Raw genomic sequence first — 21,427 nt, 5'->3', positions numbered from 1 at the left:
AAAATTCATTTGAAAATTATGAAAAAGATATTAAAAAATGCGCTGTATGCATTAGTTTGCATGGCCTTTATAATAAGTTGCAAAAGAGATTCCGATTATGTAATTTCTACTCCAAGTTCTTTTATTCCGAACTTCGATTTGCGGAAGATATATACTAACGCTGAGGTAAGCTTAAACCTTGAAAATATGCGTGGAGCGAGTATGGTTAAGGGTCAGGTAATCTCCGATCATTCTACTAGAAATTTACCTGCAGGTTTGCTAATTATTCAAAATACCAGAATTGTTGGAGGAGCAGATTCTTTAAGAGGAATAGCCATTAATATTGGTGCCGATGCGGCTAAATATGTTCCAGGAGATTCAGTTCACGTTAAAATTGATGGCGGTGTTTTAAAGCGTGTAAATGGCTCATTGCAAATTACCGGAAAATCGGGTGCAGATGTAACTAAAATCGCTTCAGGAAAAACATTGTTTAATACGCGTGGATTCGGAAATTTAATTACCACCTATCCTGATCGGTATGACTGTACTTTACTTACCATCTACAAATGTACGTTTAACCCTACTTTGTCGAGTTCTGAAACGCTGTCAGGTGAGAAAACAATTAATGATGGTACCGCAGATTTGACACTCGCAACCGATCCAAGCGCAACATTTGCGAATGTAAAACCGCCTTATTCTGGCAATTATAGGGGTATTATCATTAATAAAATGGTTAATGATAAGATCGTTCCACAACATCGTTTAATCAATCCTAATGACATAAGTCCTTTAAGTTCAACTGTCGATGCTCCTGAATGTATCATTAGTGGTTTTATCAGCGATGTTAACGGAGGCGATGGTAATAATGAATATGTCCAACTTCGGGCAACTAAAGATATTAATTTTGCAGTTACACCTTTCTCGTTAGTTGTAAGTAATAATGCTGGTGCATCTGTTCCTACTGGTGTGCCGGCGCAAGGTTGGGCAACTGGGCAACAAAGAACTTACAAAATTAATCTTACATCTGGAACAGTTGTTAAAGGAGAATTCTTTTATGTGGGCGGTATTAATAAACTTATAAATGGTGCGAATTCAACTTCTATTGCATCTTCGAAATGGATAAGAGCTTTAGATTATAATAAGGTAAGCGATAGATTCAATTCATCGAGCACTGTAACAGGTAATGCAACCACTGGACTATTTGCAAACAGTGGAAACGCATTTGGTATGGCATTGTTTAGAGGAATTGAAGTTACCCAAGCCACCGCACCTATTGATGTGTTATGGGTTCATAGTGGTGGAAGTTTGTATCAAATTGGCGCAGCGCCAAATTATGGTGCTGGTTATAGAATTGGAAACACAGATATTTACGATATCATCAACCCACAAACCTTAGTGCCTCAACCGTATTACAGAGCAGGAACAAATACTCAATCTTTAACTTATGCATTACCTGCAGATGCAGGTTACTTCTACGTGTTGGGTGGTGCTTATGATACAAAATTGAATAAGTGGGTAAAGGCACGTACACAAACCACAATTATTTTAAGCAAAACTTCTACTATAGCTGAAATAGAAGGCGCAAATGCCACTGAGATTAGGTAGCTGATTTATATAACCTAAAATGAAAATTGAAATGTTAGGAGAAAACTCAAAGAAATTTTCTCCTAACATTTTAAAACAAAGCAACTTCAAATTCTAAATATCTCCCATAAATTATCAAATCACCAATACATATTCATCCTAAATGAACAGAAGATCGTTTATCCAAAAAACTGGATTACTTACCACAACCTTATTTGTAAGCTTAAAATCATACTCCGCTTTTTCTCTTTTAGATATTGATAATAAAATTAGCGGCAGGGTAACAGCTAAAGGAAAAGGTATTGCAAACGTGGTGGTATCAGATGGTTTTAATGTAATCCAAACCGACAAAAATGGCAAGTATACTATCGAAGTAAATCCTTTAGCCAAGTTTATTTGGATTAGCACACCATCAGGTTATGAATTTACCACAGAAAGCCATTTGGCAAAGTATTATGAGCAGCTTGATGCCAAAACAGATTTAAATTTCGAATTGAAGGCGATGAAACAAGATGATAATCGCCATAATTTTATTATTTGGGCCGATCCGCAGGTGAAGAATAAAAAAGATGTCGAGAAAATGATGACAACATCGGTTCCTGATACTAAAAAGGTAATTCAATCGATGGGAAACATTCCGGTACATGGAATAACGGTTGGGGATATTGTTTGGGATAACCACGAATTATTTGTCGATTATAATCAAGCAGTGAAAGAAATGGGTATTCCATTTTTTCAATGTTTAGGTAACCATGATATGGATTACAGAATGGGTGGCGATGAAACTTCGGATAAGACATTTCAAGAGCATTACGGACCAACTTATTATTCTTTCAATCGCGGTAAAGCACACTATGTAGTAATGGATGATGTACGTTATTTAGGAGAAGAACGCAAATATGACGGCTATATTTCTCAAGCTCAACTAGATTGGTTGGCGAAAGATTTAAAGTTTGTAGATAAAGATGCGTTGGTTATCATCAATTTGCATATTCCAGTGCATAATTCGGTGAAAAACAATACAGATTTATATGCGGTTTTAAATGGTTTTACCAATGTTCACATCATGTCTGGCCATACCCATTACATGCGTAATGTTATTACCAATGGAATTTTCGAACACAATCATGGTGCAGTTTGTGGTGCATGGTGGACTGGGCCAGTTTGTGAAGATGGAACACCAAGAGGTTACGGCGTTTACGAAGTAGATGGAAAAAATTTAAAGTGGTATTATAAATCAACAGGTTTAGATAAAAAGGAGCAAGTACATATTTATGTGGATGAATTGACCAATCAAAAAAGATTGATTGCCAATGTATGGAATTGGGATCCGAAATGGAAGGTAGAGTATTTTCTGGATGGGAAAGCAATGGGAGAGATGGAGAACCAAAAAGGTTATGATCCACAAACGGTAACTTTATACAAAGGTGCAACGCTACCTGCAGGCAGAACTTTTCCCGAACCTCATTCTACCGAACATCTATTTCTTGCTCATTTTCCACCAGCTGTAAAAGCAGTAAAGGTTATAGCAACAGATCGCTTCGGCGAAAAATTCGAAGCTGAATTCAAAGCTTAAACGTAGAAGGCAGATAAATTATAGCATTCAAAATAATTAATATGAAGTTTAAAGTAGCAGTATCAGTTTTTTGCGGCGCAACCTTATTTGCGTCAGTTGGATTTTCTCAGCAAGCTAAATTTCCGGCATTTAGCGCAGAAGCCCACCGGGGAGGTCGCGGCCTTTACCCTGAAAATACCATTACAGCCATGTTGCAAACCATGAAAATTGATGGAATAACCACTTTGGAGATGGATACCCACATTACTAAAGATGGCAAAGTAGTGGTCACGCATGACGATTATTTAAGTCCGGCGTTTATGCTTACGCCTGAAGGGAACGAGATTCCTGTTACAGATGCGAAAAAATATCCTGTTTTCGGAATGAATTATGATGAGCTACGAAAATTCGATCTTGGAACCAAATATTTTGATCAGTTTCCAAAGCAGCAAAAATCAAAGCAATATATTCCATTATTAAATAGTTTGATCGATTCTGTTCAAGCCGAAATCAAGAAAAACAAAAGCAAGCAATTTTTCTACAATATCGAAACAAAATGTAGTGAAAAAGGAGATCGAGTGACCAATCCAGAGCCTGAGGTTTTTGTTAAACTATTAATGGATGTTATTGAGAAAAAGAAAATCATGCCTTATGTGGTGATTCAATCTTTCGACAAAAGAACGATTCAGATCATTAATAAAAAATATCCGAAGGTGAAGACTTCATTTCTGGTAGCCAATAAAAAAAGTTACGAAGAAAATATAGCTGATTTAGGTTATAAACCGTTTATCTTGAGTCCGGTATGGCAAATGGTTAACGAAGAAATGGTTGCGAAGGCACATGCTGATGGCGTTAAAATTGTGCCATGGACAGCCAATACAGCAGAAGATATTAAAAAGTTGAAAGCTCTTAAAGTTGATGGAATTATTTCTGATTATCCAGATATTTTAGTGCAGACAAAGTTGTAGCCTCAAGCCTTTAAAAATCATTCACTATGAGAAAAAACTATCTTACATTATTAGTTATCATCATTATAATCGCTCTACAAGTGTTTAATGTTGCCAATGCCCAAAGCGTTAAATGGGACAGTACTTATCGGCCGGGCAAATATGTAGAAATTGTAAACCGGTTTAAAGCAGATAGCAAATCAAAGAAAGATTTTGTGTTTTTGGGCAATAGCATCACAGCTGGAACCGATTGGGCAAAACTGTTAGATCTGCCTCAAGCAAAAAACAGAGGTATATCAGGTGACATCACCTTCGGTGTGTTAGAGCGGCTGCAAGATGTTATAGATGGTAAACCAGCAAAAATCTTTATTCTTATTGGAATAAATGATATTTCGAGAAATATCCCAGATAGCGTGATTTTAAGAAATTATAAAACAATGATTTCGCGAATTAGACAAGGATCGAAAAGAACTCAAATTTATTTTAATACACTGCTACCTGTAAATAGCTCTTTTGCCAAATTCAAAAATCATTATGGTAAAGATGACCACATTCTCTGGTTAAATGAGGAAATTAAAAAGCTTAGCGCTAAAAATGTAACGATTATTGATTTGTATTCAAATTTTACGGATCAAGATAAACATTTACGTGCCGAACTGACTAAAGATGGACTTCATTTGATACCAGAAGGTTATAAGGTATGGGCAGACTTTTTGAAAAATACAGGCTACCTCAATTAATGAGATTTCGATCTTCACGGAAACGAAAAAAGCGTCCAAATTAATTGGACGCTTTTCCTATTTATCGAATATTTTCTTAATTCTTAACCTTGTGTAGGAGGATTTGAAACCACTGGCGCTTTATCTCTTTTGCCTTTGCCCATTCCTTTTCTCATTCTGTCACCTTTCTCTCTCGCTTCCGATCTCATGGCTTCCATTTTGGTTTTTTGTTCTGCTGTTAAAATGCCATCTATTTTGGCTTTCTGAGCTTGCATCGCTTCCTTGCGTTCTTTCATCTTGCCTTTCATATCACCTTGATCAGCAGATCTCCATGTCTCTACCTTTTTAGCATTCTCTAGCTCAACGGCATAAATTTTAGTTTTCTGATCAGCAGTTAAGCTTAATTCTTTTTCTAACCTAGCTGTTGCCTTTTCAGCCCGCTGCTCTGCGGTCATTTTCGGCATTTGTCTTCTGGCTCTTTTTGTACTGTCTTGAGCAAATGCAGCAGTGAAACCCATTACTGCGATTGCTATTGTTAAAATTGCTTTTTTCATGTCTATGTTTTTTTATGTGTTTGTTTTCTAATAGATATGAAATAAGGCAAACGGTTTAATCGCGATAAGTTAAAAAGTGTTAATTTTTATTAAGCTGGGAAATGGATTTTTGCATTTGCGACATCATTTGGGTTAAGGTTTCCATTGTTGGATCTGGAGTTGGTTCAGGCAATGAAGTCGAAATATAGGCTTTTGCTTTCCAAATTTCCAAAATATCATCAGCCGCAATGGTATAAGGGTCGTATACTTTATTATCTGAAATCAACTTTAAATCTTTGTTTTCTTTGAATCGGTTACCAGCTCTTTTGTAAACTACGCCTTCGTTCTTACTGATCACTATGTACGTTTCTCCAGTTTTAACTTCGTTCCAATTATCCAAATACTCACCAATGATTACACTACCAGGTTGAACAGGCAACATACTATCGCCCATAATTTCAAAAGCACGAAAGGTACCTTGCCTTAATGCTGGGAGCGGCAGTTGAAATTTTGGAAGATCGCTAATATATTGAGGATCTGAAAATCCATTTAGGTAGCCTGCGCTTGCTTTCACAGGAACCAGTTCTATATTCTCTCTGTCGTTTTGATCGACAGAAATACTCAGCACTCTCAAGTTTGATCCAGAGCTTTTCGGTTTTGGTTTCCAGCTGTCACTTATCTTTTCATTGATAAATTCATCGATAGTAAGATCGAAATACTCTGCTATTTTTTTTAGTAAATCGTATTTTGGTTCCGCTCGGTCTTCCTCGTATGCACCGATAAGCGAACGCTTAATCTCCATAACATCTGCGAAATTTTGCTGTGTATGGCCTTTTTTCTTCCTGAGGTACTTTAAATTATTTGAAATATTCGACATAAAAATAAATTTTAAAATAAATTTGGAATTACTAAAATAGTTAGTAATTTTATGCTCATAAAGTTAGTAATATTATTTTGAATTGCAAGAAGGTATACTAAATAGTTTAGTTTTAATGTTTAAATCTATTATAATGAAAAAGTTTGTTTACATCGTTACCGACAGAAACCGTACAAGCATGCACGTAGGCATGAGTTCTGATTTGATTAAGACATTGGATTTTTACAAGCAGATGCCGAACTTATTTTTCGATAATGGAAAACAGTTAACGCGTTTAGTTTATTTTGAAGAGTTTAAAACTGAGCCACAGGCATTAGCTCGTTTTAAGGTGATCAGCCGTTTTACCCGCATGCAAAAAGAAAGATTGGTGAGATCTTGTAATCCGGATTGGATTGATTTAACAATTGGTTTAGATTTCGAAAATATTTTGTTGCACAGAAATATGACTAACCAGGTTAAACTAGCATTTACTAGTTTATCTTAACAATTATCAAGTTTAGACTAGTTTAATGTCCAAAATTAAGATTTTTTTAGATGATTACTGTTTGATCTTTTTGAGAAAAATATTTTCCAAATCTTTGATGTTTTTAAAATAGGTTGCTTTATCAGCAAATGCATTTGGATTATAAGCAGCTCCAGGTTTATGTTTTTCATGAAGATTGAACTGACTGGCATGGGAGGCTACCCATAAATCGAAATCGATGTTTTTCATTGCTTCAAAAGTTTTGGCATAATCGTTTTGAATGCCCAGATAATCTTTTACTTCAGAAAATTTTCTATCAATGATGATGGATGGAAGATTTGCTATTAATACCCTGTAAGTTTTTTTATCATCATTTGTGTTGAAAATGAAACTACATGAACCCTTTGTATGCCCAGGATGATGCAGCATAGTCAAGGTAGTATTGCCTAAAGTTAATTTTTCATTATTCTTGAGAAGATGATCCGGTTTGATGGGTTTAAAAGTTACCCCATATTTACCCATTTCGTAATCTGATTTGCCTCCCGAAATAATGGCAGCAGCATCTTTTTCATCAACATAAAGCTTAGCGCCTGTTTCACCTTTGATGTCAGCCATTGCACCCAGATGGTCAAAATGTGCTTGAGTGAGTAATAAGATTTTCGTTGCTTTATAATCAAACCCTAGTTTTTTGATATTTTCCTTAATTATCGGAAGCGAATTGGCCAAACCCGTGTTGATTAAAATGTTACCCTTGTTGGTCACAATTAAATAGGAGGCAAGATCGTAAGTACCTACATAATATAGATTTCCCGCAATTCTAAACGGTTCTGTTTTTTCAGACCACTCTTTAGGATTATTTTTCGGCTCGTTTACTTTTTGTCCAAAGATTGATCCGCTGAAAAATAATGCAGCGATTAATACGATATACTTAACAGCAGAAATCATTTCAAACTCTTTTAATATTAAGCAAAGTAATTTACCATCCAGGAGCGAAGGTTAATCCAAATACGCCTCCCTTAACATCCTTCCGTTGGAAGGGAATTGCATAGTAAGGCTCCAAAACAAAGTATCCAAATACATTTACCCTTAGCGAAATACCAACGCTCATTGCGGGTACACGCTCATTTGTTGCTTGGTAAGTAACCTGATTTCCTTTACTATCCAATACAGGGTTTCCGTTTGTGTCTCTTACCACTTCAGATGTGTAAGTCGGCTCACTTTTGAATTTAACTTTTGTATCATTTGTCCACGCTAACCCGGCATCAAAGAACAAGTTTAAATCACTAAACAATAATCCAGATGGTATCGCCGCTAATTTTTTAGGCCCGGTAAAAGGTAACCTTAATTCAAAGTTGAAAACGGCAATCTTGCTTCCTGTTAATTGGTTAATGTCAAAAGACTCTGAAGATTGTGCTGAAGTGGTTTTGTAAATCGAGTTGGATTCGTAACCTCTAATTAAATAAGGATAACCAACATACATTGGATATAATCGATCGGCATCTTTCCCAATTCTAAAAGTATTGTAAGACCTCGCCGCAATTGTAATGGGTTTCAATCTCCAATATTTTCTTAAGTCGGCAGTTGCGCCGGCAAAATTGTAAGTACCGAAATATTTTTCACCACTTACGCGATATCTAAAACCATCTAATGGTCCGGTTAAACCGAAAATAGAATTATCGCCAACAAAGCCAGCGTTTAACTGATAAAGTGTAAATGAATTAAACGGAACGCCGTAATCTAATGTAGCTTGCTCGTTATCGAGGCGTTTTCTATCCGAACCTATGTAATAACCTGCAGTATTGTAGTAATTGCTGTAACGGTCAATTCTGTAGCTATATCTTGAGAATGCTCCACCAACTTCAAACCGGTGTATCTTGCTAAAAGGGTAGGCGCCAAAAAGCTGTACCTGATCTTCAAAAGTTCTGATGATATCCGTTCTTTCATTTAAAGCATCTACAGTGGTATTATTATCAGCAGGTAGTTTTTCGTACCCGTAAGAACTAAAACCCGATACATAAGGGATATGCGAAATTGCCGCTCCCCAATTTATTCGGCTTTTCTGATTGATGTAACCTACCAAACCACCAGCATCGTAAATCTCTCCGTTAACGGAAATGTTGGCGATAATTTGGTTGGTTCCTAAGATGTCACTGAACATGCCCACAATTCCGCCAGAAACTCCGGTTCCAAATCGACTAGTTGAAACTCCAACGCCACTATTGGCCAAATAATCCAACTTAAATTTTGGTCGGTAAGCAACGGTTTTCATTGAGTCGGCAACAATTTTTTCGAAGCGATCAAAGTTGTTCAAATTCGAATTGATGATGTTTACCCCATAATTTTCCATCGGTGGAAGAATGGCGGCATCAAAATTCTCTTCTTGGTTGCCAATTCTCTTCGCTTTAAAGCTGCTTAATTTTGCATTGTAAAGGGTGTAGCGTTGGTAGCGGTAATAGCTATACACGATATCATCGGTACCAGAAACTGAAATGGCCGGAGAAAATTCTGTGATTCCGCTTATGCCTGTAAAGTAATCAGTTAATTGATCAACCGTGTTGCCATCGAAATTGTATTTATACAAATTCCGAAATCCATCTCTATTGGATAAAAAGTATACGTTTTTACTATCAGAAGAAAATTGCGCATTTAAATTATTTGCGCCTGGAAACACATCGAGGTTCTTAACTTCCTTGGCTGAAATGTCGTAAATGGCCAGATTGATTGGCAATACCGCGTTGATGTTTTTATTCTGAATAGCAGCTCTATCTGATGAGAAAACTATTTTTTTTCCATCTGGAGAATAGCTAGGCGCATAATCTGAATAAACATCGTTGGTAATTTGTGTAATTTCTTTCGTATCTAAATTGTATGAAAAAATGTCACTTTGCCCTTCAACCATCCCAGAAAATGCAATATCTTTTCCATTTGGCGACCAGGTTAAATTGCCGAACTGTTGCACCTGACTCATTGCTGTCTGCGAAACTGTTAATCCGTTCGCCACATTGATAATCATCATCTGGTTTTTGCCATGGCTAAAAATACTGAATGCGAACTGTTTACTATCTGGCGACCAAGCCCCTGCAGATTCTATAAAGTTAAAATCGTCGATGTGACCATTGGATATTTGACTGGTAAGCTTTCGAATAATCCTTCCTGTTTTGGCATCGGCCAGAAATAAATCAATGCCAAATAAATCCTTCTCAGACATGAATGCCACATACTTACCATCAGGACTGATTGCCGGAGCAACGTTCATGTTCCCTGCATTTTTATTATCGATAATTTTAGTCCCTGTTATTTTAATCTGCGAGCTGTCTGCTTTTAACATCGGTTTGTAGTGCGCATCAATCGAGTTTTTCCATAAACCAGATAACGTTTTATCATCATAACCAAATGTATATCTTATCGCATTTTCGTAACCGTATTTAGCTGTATTTTTAAATAGCGGAACTATTGTGGTATCGCCATACTGCGAACCGATGTAGGTCCAAAATGCCTGACCATAACGATACGGGAAATATTTATTCGAATTGGTAAGGTCCTTCAACGATGGAATATCTCTATTCAACATCGCATCACGCATCCACATTGAAGTAAAGGCATCCTTTTTACCAATGGATAGATATTCGGCCATTCCTTCAACCATCCAAAGTGGCGTTTTACCTACGTTTTCTAAACTAATGGAATCTTTCTCCAATAAAACATGGTATTGGAAAGCATGAACCAACTCATGCCCTAAAACATGTCGTGTTTGACTGTTTAATTCCATTACAGGCATAATTACCCTGTTTTTTAGCGCTTCAGTAACACCACCAGTTCCAATCCCTATTTCTCCCTGCAATGCCGTAGTTTGCTGAAAATCAGGGTGATTGTTATATAGAATAATAGGATTTTTAGTTAAAAATGTATCTCTAAAAACTTCCTGATGCATTTTATACCAGGTTTCTGCATCCTGAGAAAAACGTTTCAGCATGTTTTCATTTTTCAGATAGTAATAAATCTCAAAATGTGGCGTCTGCAAAACTTTAAAATCAAGCTTTTTGTATCTAACCTTATTTTGGCCAAAGTATTGGGCTTTGGAAGAAAACGAAATCATAATCAAAAGCAATAAAGGGATGTATTGCTTGAAATAAGTAGCGCTTATTTTCATAAATGTGTGTTTTTGATTATTCAAATAATTAATAACGAAGATTCTATCGAATGGATAAAAATAGCAATTCTTAAAATCACAATCAGGAATTTAACAGTTTTTAAACAGTGAAATCATGAGGTACAAATCACGTTCAAAATCAATTACCGCCGCTTTCATTTTTTTTCTTGTCACGCTCTTCCTGTCTCTGTTTTCTTCTTAGTTCACGCTCTTCTTTTTTCGTTAACGGAACCGTTGTTGCAGGTTGGTTTTGAACAGGATCAGGCTTCTTTTCATCTTTTTTAACCTCTTGCTCGGTCGTTGCTGTTGGCTCTGCTACCTCAGGAGTTTCTGTAGGATTAAACTCTGTAGAATCTACCTCGACACTATCATTTGAACTAGTATCGCGAACATATTGCGGACTAGGACAATTATAAGTTCTGGTAATTTCTACCGTCGCTTTCGGGAAAGGACCGTAGGTATATCCTGTTGATGGATCCATGTAAACCTTATCCATAAATTTAGCGAATATTGGCAACGCTGTTCTAGAGCCTTCACCTTGTTCGCCATTTTTAAAATGGGCCGTTCTTTCATCGCAACCTACCCAAACACCGGTTACCAAATCTTTGGTTAAACCCATATACCAGGCGTCAACATAATCTGATGAAGTACCGGTTTTTCCACCAATTTGGTTATTCTTTTTAAATAGATTTGGCCATTCCCACAAAGCTTGAGAGGTACCTCTTGGTTCTTCCATACCGCCACGAAACATGTAGGTCATTAACCAGGCAATCTCTTCAGATAATACTCTTTTGGTTTTAGGCTTAAATTCCTCGATGATGTTATTATCTAAATCGGTAATTTTTTCAACCAAAATAGGGTCAGTTTTTATGCCCTTATTCATGAAGGTAGCATAAGCTTTAACCATTTCATAAACAGTAACATCGTTTGAACCCAAACTTACCGATGGAACAGATTCCAAATGACTATCAATACCACACTCATGAGCGTACTTTACTACATTATCCCATCCAACTTTATCAGTTACTTGTGCTGTAATGGTATTTACAGATCTGGCCATTGCCCAACGCAAACTCATTTCCTGGTAAGTAACACTGTAATCGGCATTTTTGGGCTCCCAATACTTGGTTTCGCCTTTATCTTTATATTCAATTTTAACAGGCTTATCAGTAAATTTATCGCAAGGACTCATTCCTTGCTCCAATGCTGTTAAATATGCAAATGGTTTAAATGTAGAACCAGCCTGGCGTTTAGCCTGATTAACGTGATCGTATTTGAAAAATTTGTGATCGATACCACCCACCCAAACCTTGATTTTTCCACTGGCTGGTTCCATCGTCATCATACCAGTGTTCAATATTTTGCCGTAGTAACGGATAGAATCCAAGGTAGAAAACAAAGTATCGCGATCACCTTTGTAGGTAAAAATTTGCATTTTTTTCTTCTTGTTGAAATAGGCAGTAACCGAATCTGGTTGATTTGGAAACTTTTTCTGAAGCAAAGCATAAATAGGGAGGTTTTTCATTGCCCGGTCCGGATAATCCACTTTCTTCTTTTCAGAATCGTACCAGGGATCTTCATTGCCCCAAACGCTGTAAAACCTGCGCTGTAAAGTTTTCATTTGCTCTGCAACAGCTTCTTCAGCATATTTTTGCAGTTTCGAATCGATGGTGGTATATATTTTTAAGCCATCTTCATTTAAATCGTATCCATTATCGGTACACCACTTCTCCAGATATTTCGACACTGCAGCACGTAAATAGGAGTCGCCATCGCTTCCGTCTTCCATTTTACCTTCTTTAAGTTTAATGGGCTCTTTAGAAAGTATGGCCAAGCTATCCTTGCTTAGCTTATTATTTTTATTCATTTGGCTCAATACCACATTTCTGCGTACCAAAGCTTTTTCTGGATTTTTAGTTGGGTTGTAAAGGCTAGTCCCTTTCAGCATACCAACAAGCATCGCAGCATCAGTGGTGGCTAGATCTTTGGTTTCCTTATCAAAATAAATTCGAGCAGCGGTCTTAATTCCGTAAGTATTATTACCGAAAGAAACCGTGTTCAGGTACATGGTTATGATGTCGTTTTTAGAGTAATTGGATTCAATTTTTACAGCAGTTAACCACTCTTTAAGCTTTACAATTAGCGTCCTAACCAAGGGGATTTTCACTAAAAAACCTTGAGATTTATTATACCTGGTGCGGTATAAATTCTTAGCTAATTGTTGAGTAATTGTACTGGCACCACCATCTTTACCCATTCCAATAACAGCACGCCCAACAGCTTGAGCATCAATTCCCCAATGTTTATAAAAGCGAACATCTTCGGTAGCTACCAAAGCATTAATTACACTTGGCGCAATATCACTAAAACTTACCGGAGTACGGTTTTCCTTAAAATATCGACCAATCAGTTTTCCATCACTTGTATATAATTCAGATCCCACACGCAATGTAGGCGTTTTAATGTCCCGATAACTTGGAGAATAGCCAAACAACCACAAAAAATTGAGTTGAAGGGCAGAAAAGAAAATAATGATAAAGAATATTAAGATTGTAAAATAACGTAAGTACTTGTTTTTTATCTCTTTGAACATATTGAATGTGCTGATAATTTGGTAAATGCTGTGGCGATAAATATAAAAAACTCTGTATGCAAATTAACGTTTTTAATTTACTAATTTTTTAGTACTATATTTAAAACTTTGGTTCTGGATTAATCCGAAACTGTATATTGTTAGATGCTAATCACGATCGAAAATATTGAGAGATTACGATAGGTACTGAATCAATCACCAAAAAAATATGGTATAAAAATGAAAAACGAATTCAAGGAGCTAATTGTACAGGGCGATAAAAAATTTTCGATTAAAAGTGCGAAAACTGATTTTACCGGTGGATACAATAAAGAAACGGCCAAAGATGCATTGATAAACTCAAAAATTGAAGTCAATCATTTACAGGAAAAATTATATGCATCAGCAACGCATTCTATACTCATTATTTTTCAGGCGATGGATGCTGCCGGGAAAGATAGCGCTATTGAACATGTAATGAGTGGATTAAATCCGCAGGGTTGCCAGGTTTTTAGTTTCAAAGTGCCAACATCCGAAGAATATAAACATGATTTTTTGTGGCGGCATATTAAAGCATTGCCAGAACGGGGAAGAATTGGGATTCATAATCGTTCGCACTATGAAAACGTTTTGGTTTGTAAGGTTCATCCGGAATATATTTTGAGTGAAAGCCTCCCAGGTTTTGATGAGGTAAAGAAAATCAATAGAAATTTTTGGAAGAAGCGTTATGAAAGCATCAAAAATTTTGAAGAGCATTTGGCTGCAAATGGAACAGTAGTGCTTAAATTCTTTTTAAATGTGAGTAAGGATGAACAGAAACAACGGTTTTTGGATAGGATAGAAGACCCTACCAAAAATTGGAAGTTTTCTTCTGGTGATATTAAGGAAAGGGCTTTGTGGGATGACTATATGAAGGCTTATGAAGACGCCATTAACGAAACAAGCACGAAAGAATCGCCATGGTATATTATTCCAGCAGATAAAAAATGGTTTGCCAGATTAGCAATTAGTGAAATAATTGCCGACAAATTGAAAAGCCTGAATATCAAATTTCCTGTTTTGGACGAAGTTGAACAAGGTAAATTGATGGAAACTAAAACGGCTTTACTTAGCGAATAATTCTGCTTGCTTGAACGTGGCAATCTCTTTTTGGTTATAAAATTAACTGAAATGAGATTGCCATTAAATCAAGAACAGTCGTTTCTAACAGCGAAATGCAATATCTCATTACTGATAATTCATCTTAAATTTAGATAAATCTGGTTTAGGCTTTTTACGACTGGTTTCCAATTCGTAAATCGTTCGCCCCAAATTTTTCATAAAAGGAAAACAGACCGTATCATATTCATATTTGTTATCGTTATAAATCCCGTCTTCATTACTCTGTATAACAGCCGTAAGTAAATATTCAATTCCATTTTTAAAGTCTACAAAATAGGAGTTGTCGATAATATATCCGTAACTGTCGCCATATTTGTTGAAAATCCTGATGTTTGGATCCGGAATTACATTTTTCTCTCTACCATAATAAAGCATTTTAGCATATGTTGGCCAAAATTCCTTTTCATCATATTTTGGATAATCACTTTCTGTTGGATATTTGCTCATGTAAGTGTAAATCAATTTATAATCTGCAGCGGTTAGGTTAAATCGTTCTTGAGCCTGTAAAGCTTCTGGAAACATTAGTTTTTGCATTAAACGATGTTGATCATTGATGGCAAATGCGTTCTTATTGGCTAAACTAAAAGGTTTATTTACCAGTTTATCTGCGCTATCTAAATAACCTTTACCCATTACCAGGTTAGTTAAGTTCAATTCGTATTCTTTCGGATCGTATTTTGCTTCTTGCTCATATACCAAACGGTTGTCATTATAAAAACGAATTGGGTTGGTATGTTTAGCGGTTTCTCCCGCGTCGCCTATGGCTAAACGGTTCAAAATTCTGCTATCATTAAAACCATACTTTTTAAATTTATCATTAATTTCAGCACGCCCGATAAACTCAAACAACCTATTGAAAGCATCATTATCACTGGTAAGCAAAATCTTTTTAATATAATGCTCAAGGGTCGGAAGTCCATTTTTCGCACTGCCGTCTTTTTCAACTTTAGTTTGTCCCCGAAAAGCGCTATCGGTTATCATAATGCTTTTCACGGTTAAGCCTGTGCTTTTTAATCGGTTCACTTTTTCCAAAGCAAAAATAACAGCCGCAAGTTTTACGGTGCTTGCAGGATAGAAATAATGGTGTGGATCTAAATTAAAACTGTAGCTTTTAAAACTTGGTTTGTTTTTAATGTCACGGGTAATCTGGGTGTATAAAATTTGAACCTGGTTTTTATCTGGATGGTTAAGAACAGAACCAAATAATTCTGGCTTTGATTCCATTAACTTTTTAAGCATAATAGTATCAGTTTTTTGAGCCATAACGACAGAATAGTTTATTAAAAGGGTGATCAAAAGTAGGATTCTCATTATTTTGGCTTTGATATTTAAAGTTAAACTTTTGATTGAAGAAATGCTTTCTCCATCATCCATTTTACAACTTGTTTAATTTTGTTAGCTTTGCGCCGCTTTTGGTTTTTGTGTTGCCACAGAATTAAAAGGGAATTTGGTGTAAATCCAAAACTGTCCCGCAGCTGTAAGCTCTATAATGATTTTTAATTCTACGCCACTTTTCTAATCATGGAATGGGAAGGCTAAAAATCGGGAGTAAGTCAGAAGACCTGCCTTTAGCATATAATTTCATAGCTTTCGGGGATTGAAGCTTGGATTGAAGTACTTAGCGTTTTCGTATTTTCATTTCCTTTTCTATCTGCTGGCTGTGGGCAAAACTCACAATCAAATGAACAAAACAAAAATTTTGATTGCCGCAGGCTTAGGTTTGGGGCAAATCGTAATTGGTGAATCAGTTAAGGCACAGGATACCTTGAAACTGAAAGATGTGGTAATTTCTGCCACCAAGAATGATCAAAAACAATCACAAACAGGTAAAGTGGTTAGTATCATCAGTAGGGAAGTATTGGATCGCAGTCAGGGCAAATCTCTTCCAGAATTGATTAGCGAACAAGCCGGTATTATTGTAGCTGGTTCAGGAAGTAATCCTGGCGCTAACAAATCAGTTTTTTTTCGCGGAGCGGGAAGTGCTTACGCTGTCGTATTAATTGATGGAATCGTTCAAAATGATCCCTCTGGAAACGGTGGTGCTTTCGATCTTCGCCTTTTTGCTATCGATCAAATCGATCACATTGAAATTCTACGAGGCGGCCAGTCTACCATTTACGGCTCTGATGCCATTGCTGGGGTAATCAATATCATTACCAAAAAAGGCGGCCCAAAAGGCAATACAATATACGGTGTAGCCAGTGCAGGCAGTTACGAAACTTATAAAGGTACAATTGGCTTAAATGGCAGCCTTGATGCTTTTACTTATAATATAAACTACACCCACCACAAAACGGATGGGATATCTGAAGCAGCAAACCCAGTGGGTAATAACACAGCGTTTGATAAAGACGGCTTTAAAACAGATGGGGTAAATGCAAACTTCGGAATAAAATTGGATCAACATTTTTCTGTTAATCCTTTTATCAGATATTTTGAAGGCAATTACAAAATTGATGAGGCTGCTTTTACTGATGGTATCGCAGCCAACCATTCACTGCTGAAAAATTTTAGCGGGGGTGTAAATTCCAAATACGAGTTTGGAACGGGCAAGATCAATTTAAATTATAGTTACCAAAGCACTTCGAACAATACCTTAAGTAGTTTTGACGGTTTTCCATATGAAAGTGTTGGTGCTGGAAGAATAAGTTTGCTTGATTTATTTTATAACCAAAAGCTTGGAGATAAACTCGATTTATTGGTAGGCATTGATAACAGGGTGATGAAACTTTCCTCGGCAGGCAACAAACCGGAGAGTAATATTTTTGCCGCTTACGGCTCACTCTTTTTGCATGATTTAAGTATCTTCAATTTAGAAGTTGGCGGTCGTTATAACAAACACGAGCAATATGGTGAAAACTACACTTACACCATTACACCGAGTATTAATATAATTAAAGAACTAAAACTATTCGGTACAGTTTCAACAGCTTTTAAAATTCCAACACTTAATATGCTGTTCGGGCAATATGGATCAAATTTAAACCTGAAACCAGAAAAGTCTCAGAACTATGAAGCTGGTTTTAATCTGAGTTTAGCTGATGATAAATTCTCGCTACGTGGAGCGGCTTTCAAACGCGATTTAACAGATGCGATCATTTACGATTTTGCAGTTGGGTACATTAATCAGGAAAGTCAAAAAGTAAGAGGTTTTGAAATCGAGCCAGCAGTTAAAATATGGAAATTTACCCTTAATGGTTATTATGCTTTTACTGATGGAAACGAGTATAACAGTGTAAATAATAAAGTGGAAGATTTTCTTTTTAGAAGACCTAAACATGCTTTTGGCATTACAACAGGTATTCAGGCAACTGATAATTTATTCATTAATGCCAATTTGAGGTATTTTGGTTCACGTACGGATGGTAATTTTACGGACTATGTTGTAGAAACATTGCCAAGCTACAAGTTGTTAAATGCTTATGCAGAATATGCGTTCGCGAAAAAACGTCTTAAAATCTTTTTCGATGCTAAAAACATTTTAAATGAAAACTATAATGAAATCATCGGTTACAATGCAATGGGTTTCAATTTTAATACAGGCCTAAGTTTTAATATCCGCTAATAAAATTTAACTTTGTGTTGTGATAAAAACTCGTACATCACAAGCAACTTGTCTTACTAACTAAATACTTTATACTAATCACTATATACTAATATATGTCTAATTTGAAATTTAATCCACGTAACCTCATTCTGTTACTAATCATCTTGGTAATTACTTTGTTTCGTTTACTGGTAACGTTTAACTCAGATGAGCTTCAGTTTGCAAACTTTTCTTCTATTGGAGCGGTAGCGCTGTTTGGTGGCGCATACTTTAAAGATCATGCAAAAGCTTTTGCTTTTCCATTAGTGAGCTTGTTTTTAAGCGATTTTATCTTAGCCAGTACAATTTTTAGTAAATACAGTAATGGTTTTTTATATGAAGGATGGTATTGGACCTATCTTGCTTTCGCCTTGATGGTTTTGGTGGGAAGAGTATTGTTAAAAAAGATAAATGTAGTCTCACTACTTTCATCTACCTTAGCAATTGTTTTTATTCATTGGATTGTAACCGATTTCGGAGTATGGTTTCAAAATCCATCATATCCACAAACTGTAGCTGGATACTGGAGCTGCCTGGTTAAAGCAATACCGTTTGAAATCAGGTTTTTAGAAGGAACTTTAATTTACGGTGCTCTTATTTTTGGTGCCTTTGAAATATTGAAATCAAAATATCCGGTCCTTAAAATGCAGAAGCAAAGCATTTAATTTCTCAATATTTTTGTTAAATCCTCTTTTGATCTGTTTCAAAAGAGGATTTTTTTTAACTTTATATTTTCCTTGTTGGATAAGCTCCAGCTAAACAAAAATCATCCATTCCCAATTAAAACATCATACATTCAATGAAAGTCGTTTCTTTTTTACCAGCTGCCACCAAAATGATTTACGATATGGGTTTGCAAGAATACTTGTAAGGGGTAACTTTTGAATGTCCGAAAGAAGCGGCAAATCAACCTAAAGTAGTGCGATGTGTTTTAGAAGGTAAAAATTACTCGAGCATCGAAATCGATCGTATCTTCTCTGCTTCAAAAGCACAAGGTAAAAGTTTGTATTGGGTTGATGATGAGCTTTTAGAAAGCATTGCTCCCGATGTTGTTTTCACACAAGATATTTGTGAGGTTTGCAATATTGATACCGTGTGTACCGAAACCGCTGTAATGAAGCTTTCTAAAAAACCGACACTCGTCCCCTTATCGCCAAATAACCTTCAGGATGTTTTTGAATGTGCCATAACTATAGCAAAGGCTTTAGGGAAGGAAGAAGTTGCTTTAAGGTACTTGGCCAATCTTCAACAGAAAACCGACTTTATTTTAGATGAACTACGTGCAAATAGAGCGCCTTTAAAACGAGTGATGCTGATGGAATGGATTGAGCCGATCTACAACTGTGGTCATTGGATTCCTTTTCAAATTGCTGCTGCCGGTGGGGTAGATATGCTTTCCAATCCTGCCGGAGATTCAATTGTAACCCAATGGGATAAAGTCGTGAAATACAATCCTGAAGTATTGGTAATTGCCCCTTGCGGTTTTGATAAAACAAGAACTTTGGCCGAAATGGATCTACTTCTAACAAAAAACAATTGGACAGACTTAGCAGCCGTACAACAAAATCAGGTGTACATTGCAGATTTTGACATGTTTACCCAACCCAGCATCGGTACATTGGTTGCAGGAATAGAAGCGTTGGCCTGTATGTTTCACCCGGAGATCTTTAAAGCCGACGAGTCAATTACAGCGAAATTTATCAATCTTTCCGAGTCAAAGACGTTTCAATCTTCGGTATTTTAAATTTAAACGAGTATTCTCCCATGCAAAGGAGAAGCGTTATAAAGCATCTACAGTCGGCCAAATCATTCCAATCCAATAATTTTAATATTAGCTTATGAAGATAGTTGTTTTAACAGGTGCAGGAATAAGTGCAGAAAGTGGATTAAAAACATTCAGGGATGCTGATGGCTTATGGGAAGGCTATAATGTTCATGATGTTGCAACTCCAGAGGCCTGGGAGCGTAATCCTGAATTGGTGCAGCAATTTTACAACGAGCGAAGAAAGCAGGTAATCGAAGCAAAACCCAACAGAGCGCATCAGCTCTTAGCTGAACTGGAGCAAGATTTTGATATAGAAATTATTACACAAAATATTGATGACTTACATGAGCGAGCCGGTTCAAGTAAAGTGCATCATCTTCACGGCATCATCACAAAATCACAATCAGATCTACGGGAAGATCTTACTTATTCTATAGACGGATCTGACTTAAAAATGGGCCAGTTATGCGAATTAGGTTCTCAGCTTCGTCCGCATGTGGTATGGTTCGGCGAAGCCGTGCCTATGATTGAAGTTGCCGCTGATATTTGTCAGCAGGCAGATATCTTCGTCTTGATTGGCACTTCATTAGCAGTTTATCCCGCCGCTGGTTTAATCGATTTTGTTCCCGCTGAAGCTATCAAATATATTATCGATCCCGTAACACCTAATGTGAAAAGGTATAGAAATGTAGTCAAGATTGAAGCGAATGCTGTTCAGGGTGTTGCTCAACTAAAGGAAATCTTAATTAATGAATGATAGAAAACTTTGCATTTTTAATTGGAGCGGAGGGAAAGACAGTACCTTGGCGCTTCACTATGCACTTGAAGATCCTTCAATAGAAATCAAATACCTCGTTACAACGGTTACGGAACAATATAACCGGATTTCGATGCATGGCGTTAGAGAATCTTTGCTTATCGCTCAGGCCGAAAGTATTGGCATTCCACTATATCAAATTCGTTTAGGTGAAATGCCCGATATGGAAAGCTATGATCAAGTGATGCATGCTCACCTAACAAAATTCAAGGAAGAAGGTATCACGCATTCCATTTTCGGAGACATCTTTTTGGAAGATCTTCGCCGCTATCGTGAATCAAAACTAGCGGAAGTTGGGTTGAAAGCTATTTTTCCGCTATGGAAAACAGATACCACTCAACTGATTGATGACTTTCTTAACTTGAACTATAAAACCATCATTGTTTGCACACAAGAAAATTTAGAGGCTTTTTGTGGAGAAATAATTACCAAAGTTTTAATTTCTAATTTACCAGCAGGCATTGATCCCTGTGGCGAAAATGGAGAGTTTCACACTTTTGCTTTCGAAGGCCCTATTTTTAAAAAGAAAGTCCCATTCGAGCTAGGACATAAGATGTTTAGAACCTATAATGCACCAAAAACAGATGATGTTGATCAAGAAGATGCAGCATCAAAATCTCCGACCATCGGCTTCTGGTACGTCGATTTATTAAATTAATTTTTATTAATTAAAACTTTTTGGCATCATTTTTTCTTTAGTACACGTAATTAACTAAAAT

17 protein-coding genes and 1 riboswitch are annotated in these 21,427 nt (G+C 36.5%); of the genes, 11 read left to right on the top strand and 6 right to left on the bottom strand.

Annotation, left to right across the window (positions count from 1 at the left end; genetic code table 11):
• Nucleotides 1-18 precede the first annotated feature (18 nt).
• The 4 genes from ACZZZK_RS01285 to ACZZZK_RS01270 all read left to right on the top strand — a co-directional run bounded on the left by ACZZZK_RS01285 (nucleotide 19) and on the right by ACZZZK_RS01270 (nucleotide 4,805).
• Nucleotides 19-1,584, top strand: a complete 1,566-nt coding sequence (locus tag ACZZZK_RS01285; RefSeq protein WP_463482479.1) for a DUF5689 domain-containing protein — start codon at nucleotides 19-21, stop codon at nucleotides 1,582-1,584.
• A 142-nt stretch (nucleotides 1,585-1,726) separates the two neighbouring features.
• The gene (locus ACZZZK_RS01280; RefSeq protein ID WP_463482478.1) at nucleotides 1,727-3,139 is read left to right on the top strand and encodes a calcineurin-like phosphoesterase C-terminal domain-containing protein; all 1,413 of its coding nucleotides are present in this window, start codon (nucleotides 1,727-1,729) and stop codon (nucleotides 3,137-3,139) included.
• Between the two features lie 41 nt (nucleotides 3,140-3,180).
• Nucleotides 3,181-4,086: a glycerophosphodiester phosphodiesterase family protein gene (locus ACZZZK_RS01275; protein WP_463482477.1), complete on the top strand. Its 906-nt coding sequence runs from the start codon at nucleotides 3,181-3,183 to the stop codon at nucleotides 4,084-4,086.
• Nucleotides 4,087-4,112: 26 nt separating this feature from the next.
• Entirely contained in the window at nucleotides 4,113-4,805 is a 693-nt protein-coding gene (locus ACZZZK_RS01270) for a GDSL-type esterase/lipase family protein (protein ID WP_463482476.1), read from the top strand.
• A gap of 83 nt (nucleotides 4,806-4,888) precedes the next feature.
• On the opposite strand, the gene ACZZZK_RS01265 is transcribed toward ACZZZK_RS01270, so the two are convergent.
• Both ACZZZK_RS01265 and ACZZZK_RS01260 read right to left on the bottom strand, forming a co-directional pair.
• Nucleotides 4,889-5,338 carry a hypothetical protein gene (locus ACZZZK_RS01265; RefSeq protein ID WP_463482475.1) on the bottom strand — a complete coding sequence of 150 codons (450 nt, stop codon included), beginning with the start codon at nucleotides 5,336-5,338 and terminating at the stop codon, nucleotides 4,889-4,891.
• A gap of 79 nt (nucleotides 5,339-5,417) precedes the next feature.
• Nucleotides 5,418-6,194 carry a LexA family transcriptional regulator gene (locus tag ACZZZK_RS01260; RefSeq protein WP_056849035.1) on the bottom strand — a complete coding sequence of 259 codons (777 nt, stop codon included), beginning with the start codon at nucleotides 6,192-6,194 and terminating at the stop codon, nucleotides 5,418-5,420.
• 133 nt (nucleotides 6,195-6,327) lie between these two features.
• On the opposite strand from ACZZZK_RS01260, the gene ACZZZK_RS01255 reads away from it, so the two are divergent.
• The gene (locus tag ACZZZK_RS01255) at nucleotides 6,328-6,678 is read left to right on the top strand and encodes a GIY-YIG nuclease family protein (protein ID WP_056849298.1); all 351 of its coding nucleotides are present in this window, start codon (nucleotides 6,328-6,330) and stop codon (nucleotides 6,676-6,678) included.
• Between the two features lie 54 nt (nucleotides 6,679-6,732).
• Here the strand turns inward: ACZZZK_RS01255 and bla are convergent, their stop codons facing one another.
• The 3 genes from bla to ACZZZK_RS01240 form a co-directional block, all read right to left on the bottom strand.
• The gene (gene bla / locus ACZZZK_RS01250) at nucleotides 6,733-7,602 is read right to left on the bottom strand and encodes a subclass B3 metallo-beta-lactamase (RefSeq protein ID WP_463482474.1); all 870 of its coding nucleotides are present in this window, start codon (nucleotides 7,600-7,602) and stop codon (nucleotides 6,733-6,735) included.
• A 31-nt stretch (nucleotides 7,603-7,633) separates the two neighbouring features.
• The gene (locus tag ACZZZK_RS01245; RefSeq protein WP_463482473.1) at nucleotides 7,634-10,807 is read right to left on the bottom strand and encodes a TolB family protein; all 3,174 of its coding nucleotides are present in this window, start codon (nucleotides 10,805-10,807) and stop codon (nucleotides 7,634-7,636) included.
• 139 nt (nucleotides 10,808-10,946) lie between these two features.
• A complete protein-coding gene (locus ACZZZK_RS01240; RefSeq protein WP_463482472.1) occupies nucleotides 10,947-13,400 on the bottom strand; it encodes a transglycosylase domain-containing protein in 2,454 nt (817 codons plus the stop codon).
• A gap of 219 nt (nucleotides 13,401-13,619) precedes the next feature.
• Between ACZZZK_RS01240 and ACZZZK_RS01235 the strand changes: the two genes are divergently transcribed.
• Nucleotides 13,620-14,498, top strand: a complete 879-nt coding sequence (locus ACZZZK_RS01235; RefSeq protein ID WP_463482471.1) for a polyphosphate kinase 2 family protein — start codon at nucleotides 13,620-13,622, stop codon at nucleotides 14,496-14,498.
• A gap of 108 nt (nucleotides 14,499-14,606) precedes the next feature.
• On the opposite strand, the gene ACZZZK_RS01230 is transcribed toward ACZZZK_RS01235, so the two are convergent.
• A complete protein-coding gene (locus tag ACZZZK_RS01230; protein WP_463482470.1) occupies nucleotides 14,607-15,803 on the bottom strand; it encodes a serine hydrolase in 1,197 nt (398 codons plus the stop codon).
• A gap of 133 nt (nucleotides 15,804-15,936) precedes the next feature.
• Nucleotides 15,937-16,124: riboswitch (cobalamin riboswitch) on the top strand.
• A 97-nt stretch (nucleotides 16,125-16,221) separates the two neighbouring features.
• On the opposite strand from ACZZZK_RS01230, the gene ACZZZK_RS01225 reads away from it, so the two are divergent.
• From ACZZZK_RS01225 to ACZZZK_RS01205, 5 genes are all read left to right on the top strand, one after another.
• Entirely contained in the window at nucleotides 16,222-18,105 is a 1,884-nt protein-coding gene (locus ACZZZK_RS01225; RefSeq protein ID WP_463482469.1) for a TonB-dependent receptor plug domain-containing protein, read from the top strand.
• A gap of 95 nt (nucleotides 18,106-18,200) precedes the next feature.
• Nucleotides 18,201-18,791, top strand: a complete 591-nt coding sequence (locus ACZZZK_RS01220) for a DUF6580 family putative transport protein (RefSeq protein ID WP_463482468.1) — start codon at nucleotides 18,201-18,203, stop codon at nucleotides 18,789-18,791.
• Nucleotides 18,792-19,045: 254 nt separating this feature from the next.
• Nucleotides 19,046-19,870, top strand: coding sequence for an ABC transporter substrate-binding protein (locus ACZZZK_RS01215; RefSeq protein WP_463482467.1), 825 nt, complete (start codon nucleotides 19,046-19,048; stop codon nucleotides 19,868-19,870).
• Nucleotides 19,871-19,964: 94 nt separating this feature from the next.
• Nucleotides 19,965-20,648: an SIR2 family NAD-dependent protein deacylase gene (locus ACZZZK_RS01210; RefSeq protein WP_463482466.1), complete on the top strand. Its 684-nt coding sequence runs from the start codon at nucleotides 19,965-19,967 to the stop codon at nucleotides 20,646-20,648.
• Nucleotides 20,641-21,366: a Dph6-related ATP pyrophosphatase gene (locus ACZZZK_RS01205; RefSeq protein WP_463482465.1), complete on the top strand. Its 726-nt coding sequence runs from the start codon at nucleotides 20,641-20,643 to the stop codon at nucleotides 21,364-21,366. Before ACZZZK_RS01210 ends, ACZZZK_RS01205 begins: the two co-directional genes overlap by 8 nt.
• Nucleotides 21,367-21,427: the final 61 nt, after the last annotated feature.

This window comes from Pedobacter sp. AC163, from assembly GCF_979258665.1.
This window is presented reverse-complemented; position numbering and strand designations above follow the sequence as displayed.

Bases quoted from the DNA above. Each gene is read 5' to 3' on its own strand.
- ACZZZK_RS01235 (WP_463482471.1), top strand. From the start codon at position 13,620: ATGAAAAACGAATTCAAGGAGCTAATTGTACAGGGCGATAAAAAATTT.
- ACZZZK_RS01245 (WP_463482473.1), bottom strand. From the start codon at position 10,807: ATGAAAATAAGCGCTACTTATTTCAAGCAATACATCCCTTTATTGCTT.
- bla (WP_463482474.1), bottom strand. From the start codon at position 7,602: ATGATTTCTGCTGTTAAGTATATCGTATTAATCGCTGCATTATTTTTC.
- ACZZZK_RS01275 (WP_463482477.1), top strand. From the start codon at position 3,181: ATGAAGTTTAAAGTAGCAGTATCAGTTTTTTGCGGCGCAACCTTATTT.
- ACZZZK_RS01285 (WP_463482479.1), top strand. From the start codon at position 19: ATGAAAAAGATATTAAAAAATGCGCTGTATGCATTAGTTTGCATGGCC.
- ACZZZK_RS01280 (WP_463482478.1), top strand. From the start codon at position 1,727: ATGAACAGAAGATCGTTTATCCAAAAAACTGGATTACTTACCACAACC.
- ACZZZK_RS01220 (WP_463482468.1), top strand. From the start codon at position 18,201: ATGTCTAATTTGAAATTTAATCCACGTAACCTCATTCTGTTACTAATC.
- ACZZZK_RS01225 (WP_463482469.1), top strand. From the start codon at position 16,222: ATGAACAAAACAAAAATTTTGATTGCCGCAGGCTTAGGTTTGGGGCAA.
- ACZZZK_RS01270 (WP_463482476.1), top strand. From the start codon at position 4,113: ATGAGAAAAAACTATCTTACATTATTAGTTATCATCATTATAATCGCT.
- ACZZZK_RS01210 (WP_463482466.1), top strand. From the start codon at position 19,965: ATGAAGATAGTTGTTTTAACAGGTGCAGGAATAAGTGCAGAAAGTGGA.
- ACZZZK_RS01230 (WP_463482470.1), bottom strand. From the start codon at position 15,803: ATGGCTCAAAAAACTGATACTATTATGCTTAAAAAGTTAATGGAATCA.
- ACZZZK_RS01260 (WP_056849035.1), bottom strand. From the start codon at position 6,194: ATGTCGAATATTTCAAATAATTTAAAGTACCTCAGGAAGAAAAAAGGC.
- ACZZZK_RS01255 (WP_056849298.1), top strand. From the start codon at position 6,328: ATGAAAAAGTTTGTTTACATCGTTACCGACAGAAACCGTACAAGCATG.
- ACZZZK_RS01205 (WP_463482465.1), top strand. From the start codon at position 20,641: ATGAATGATAGAAAACTTTGCATTTTTAATTGGAGCGGAGGGAAAGAC.
- ACZZZK_RS01265 (WP_463482475.1), bottom strand. From the start codon at position 5,338: ATGAAAAAAGCAATTTTAACAATAGCAATCGCAGTAATGGGTTTCACT.
- ACZZZK_RS01240 (WP_463482472.1), bottom strand. From the start codon at position 13,400: ATGTTCAAAGAGATAAAAAACAAGTACTTACGTTATTTTACAATCTTA.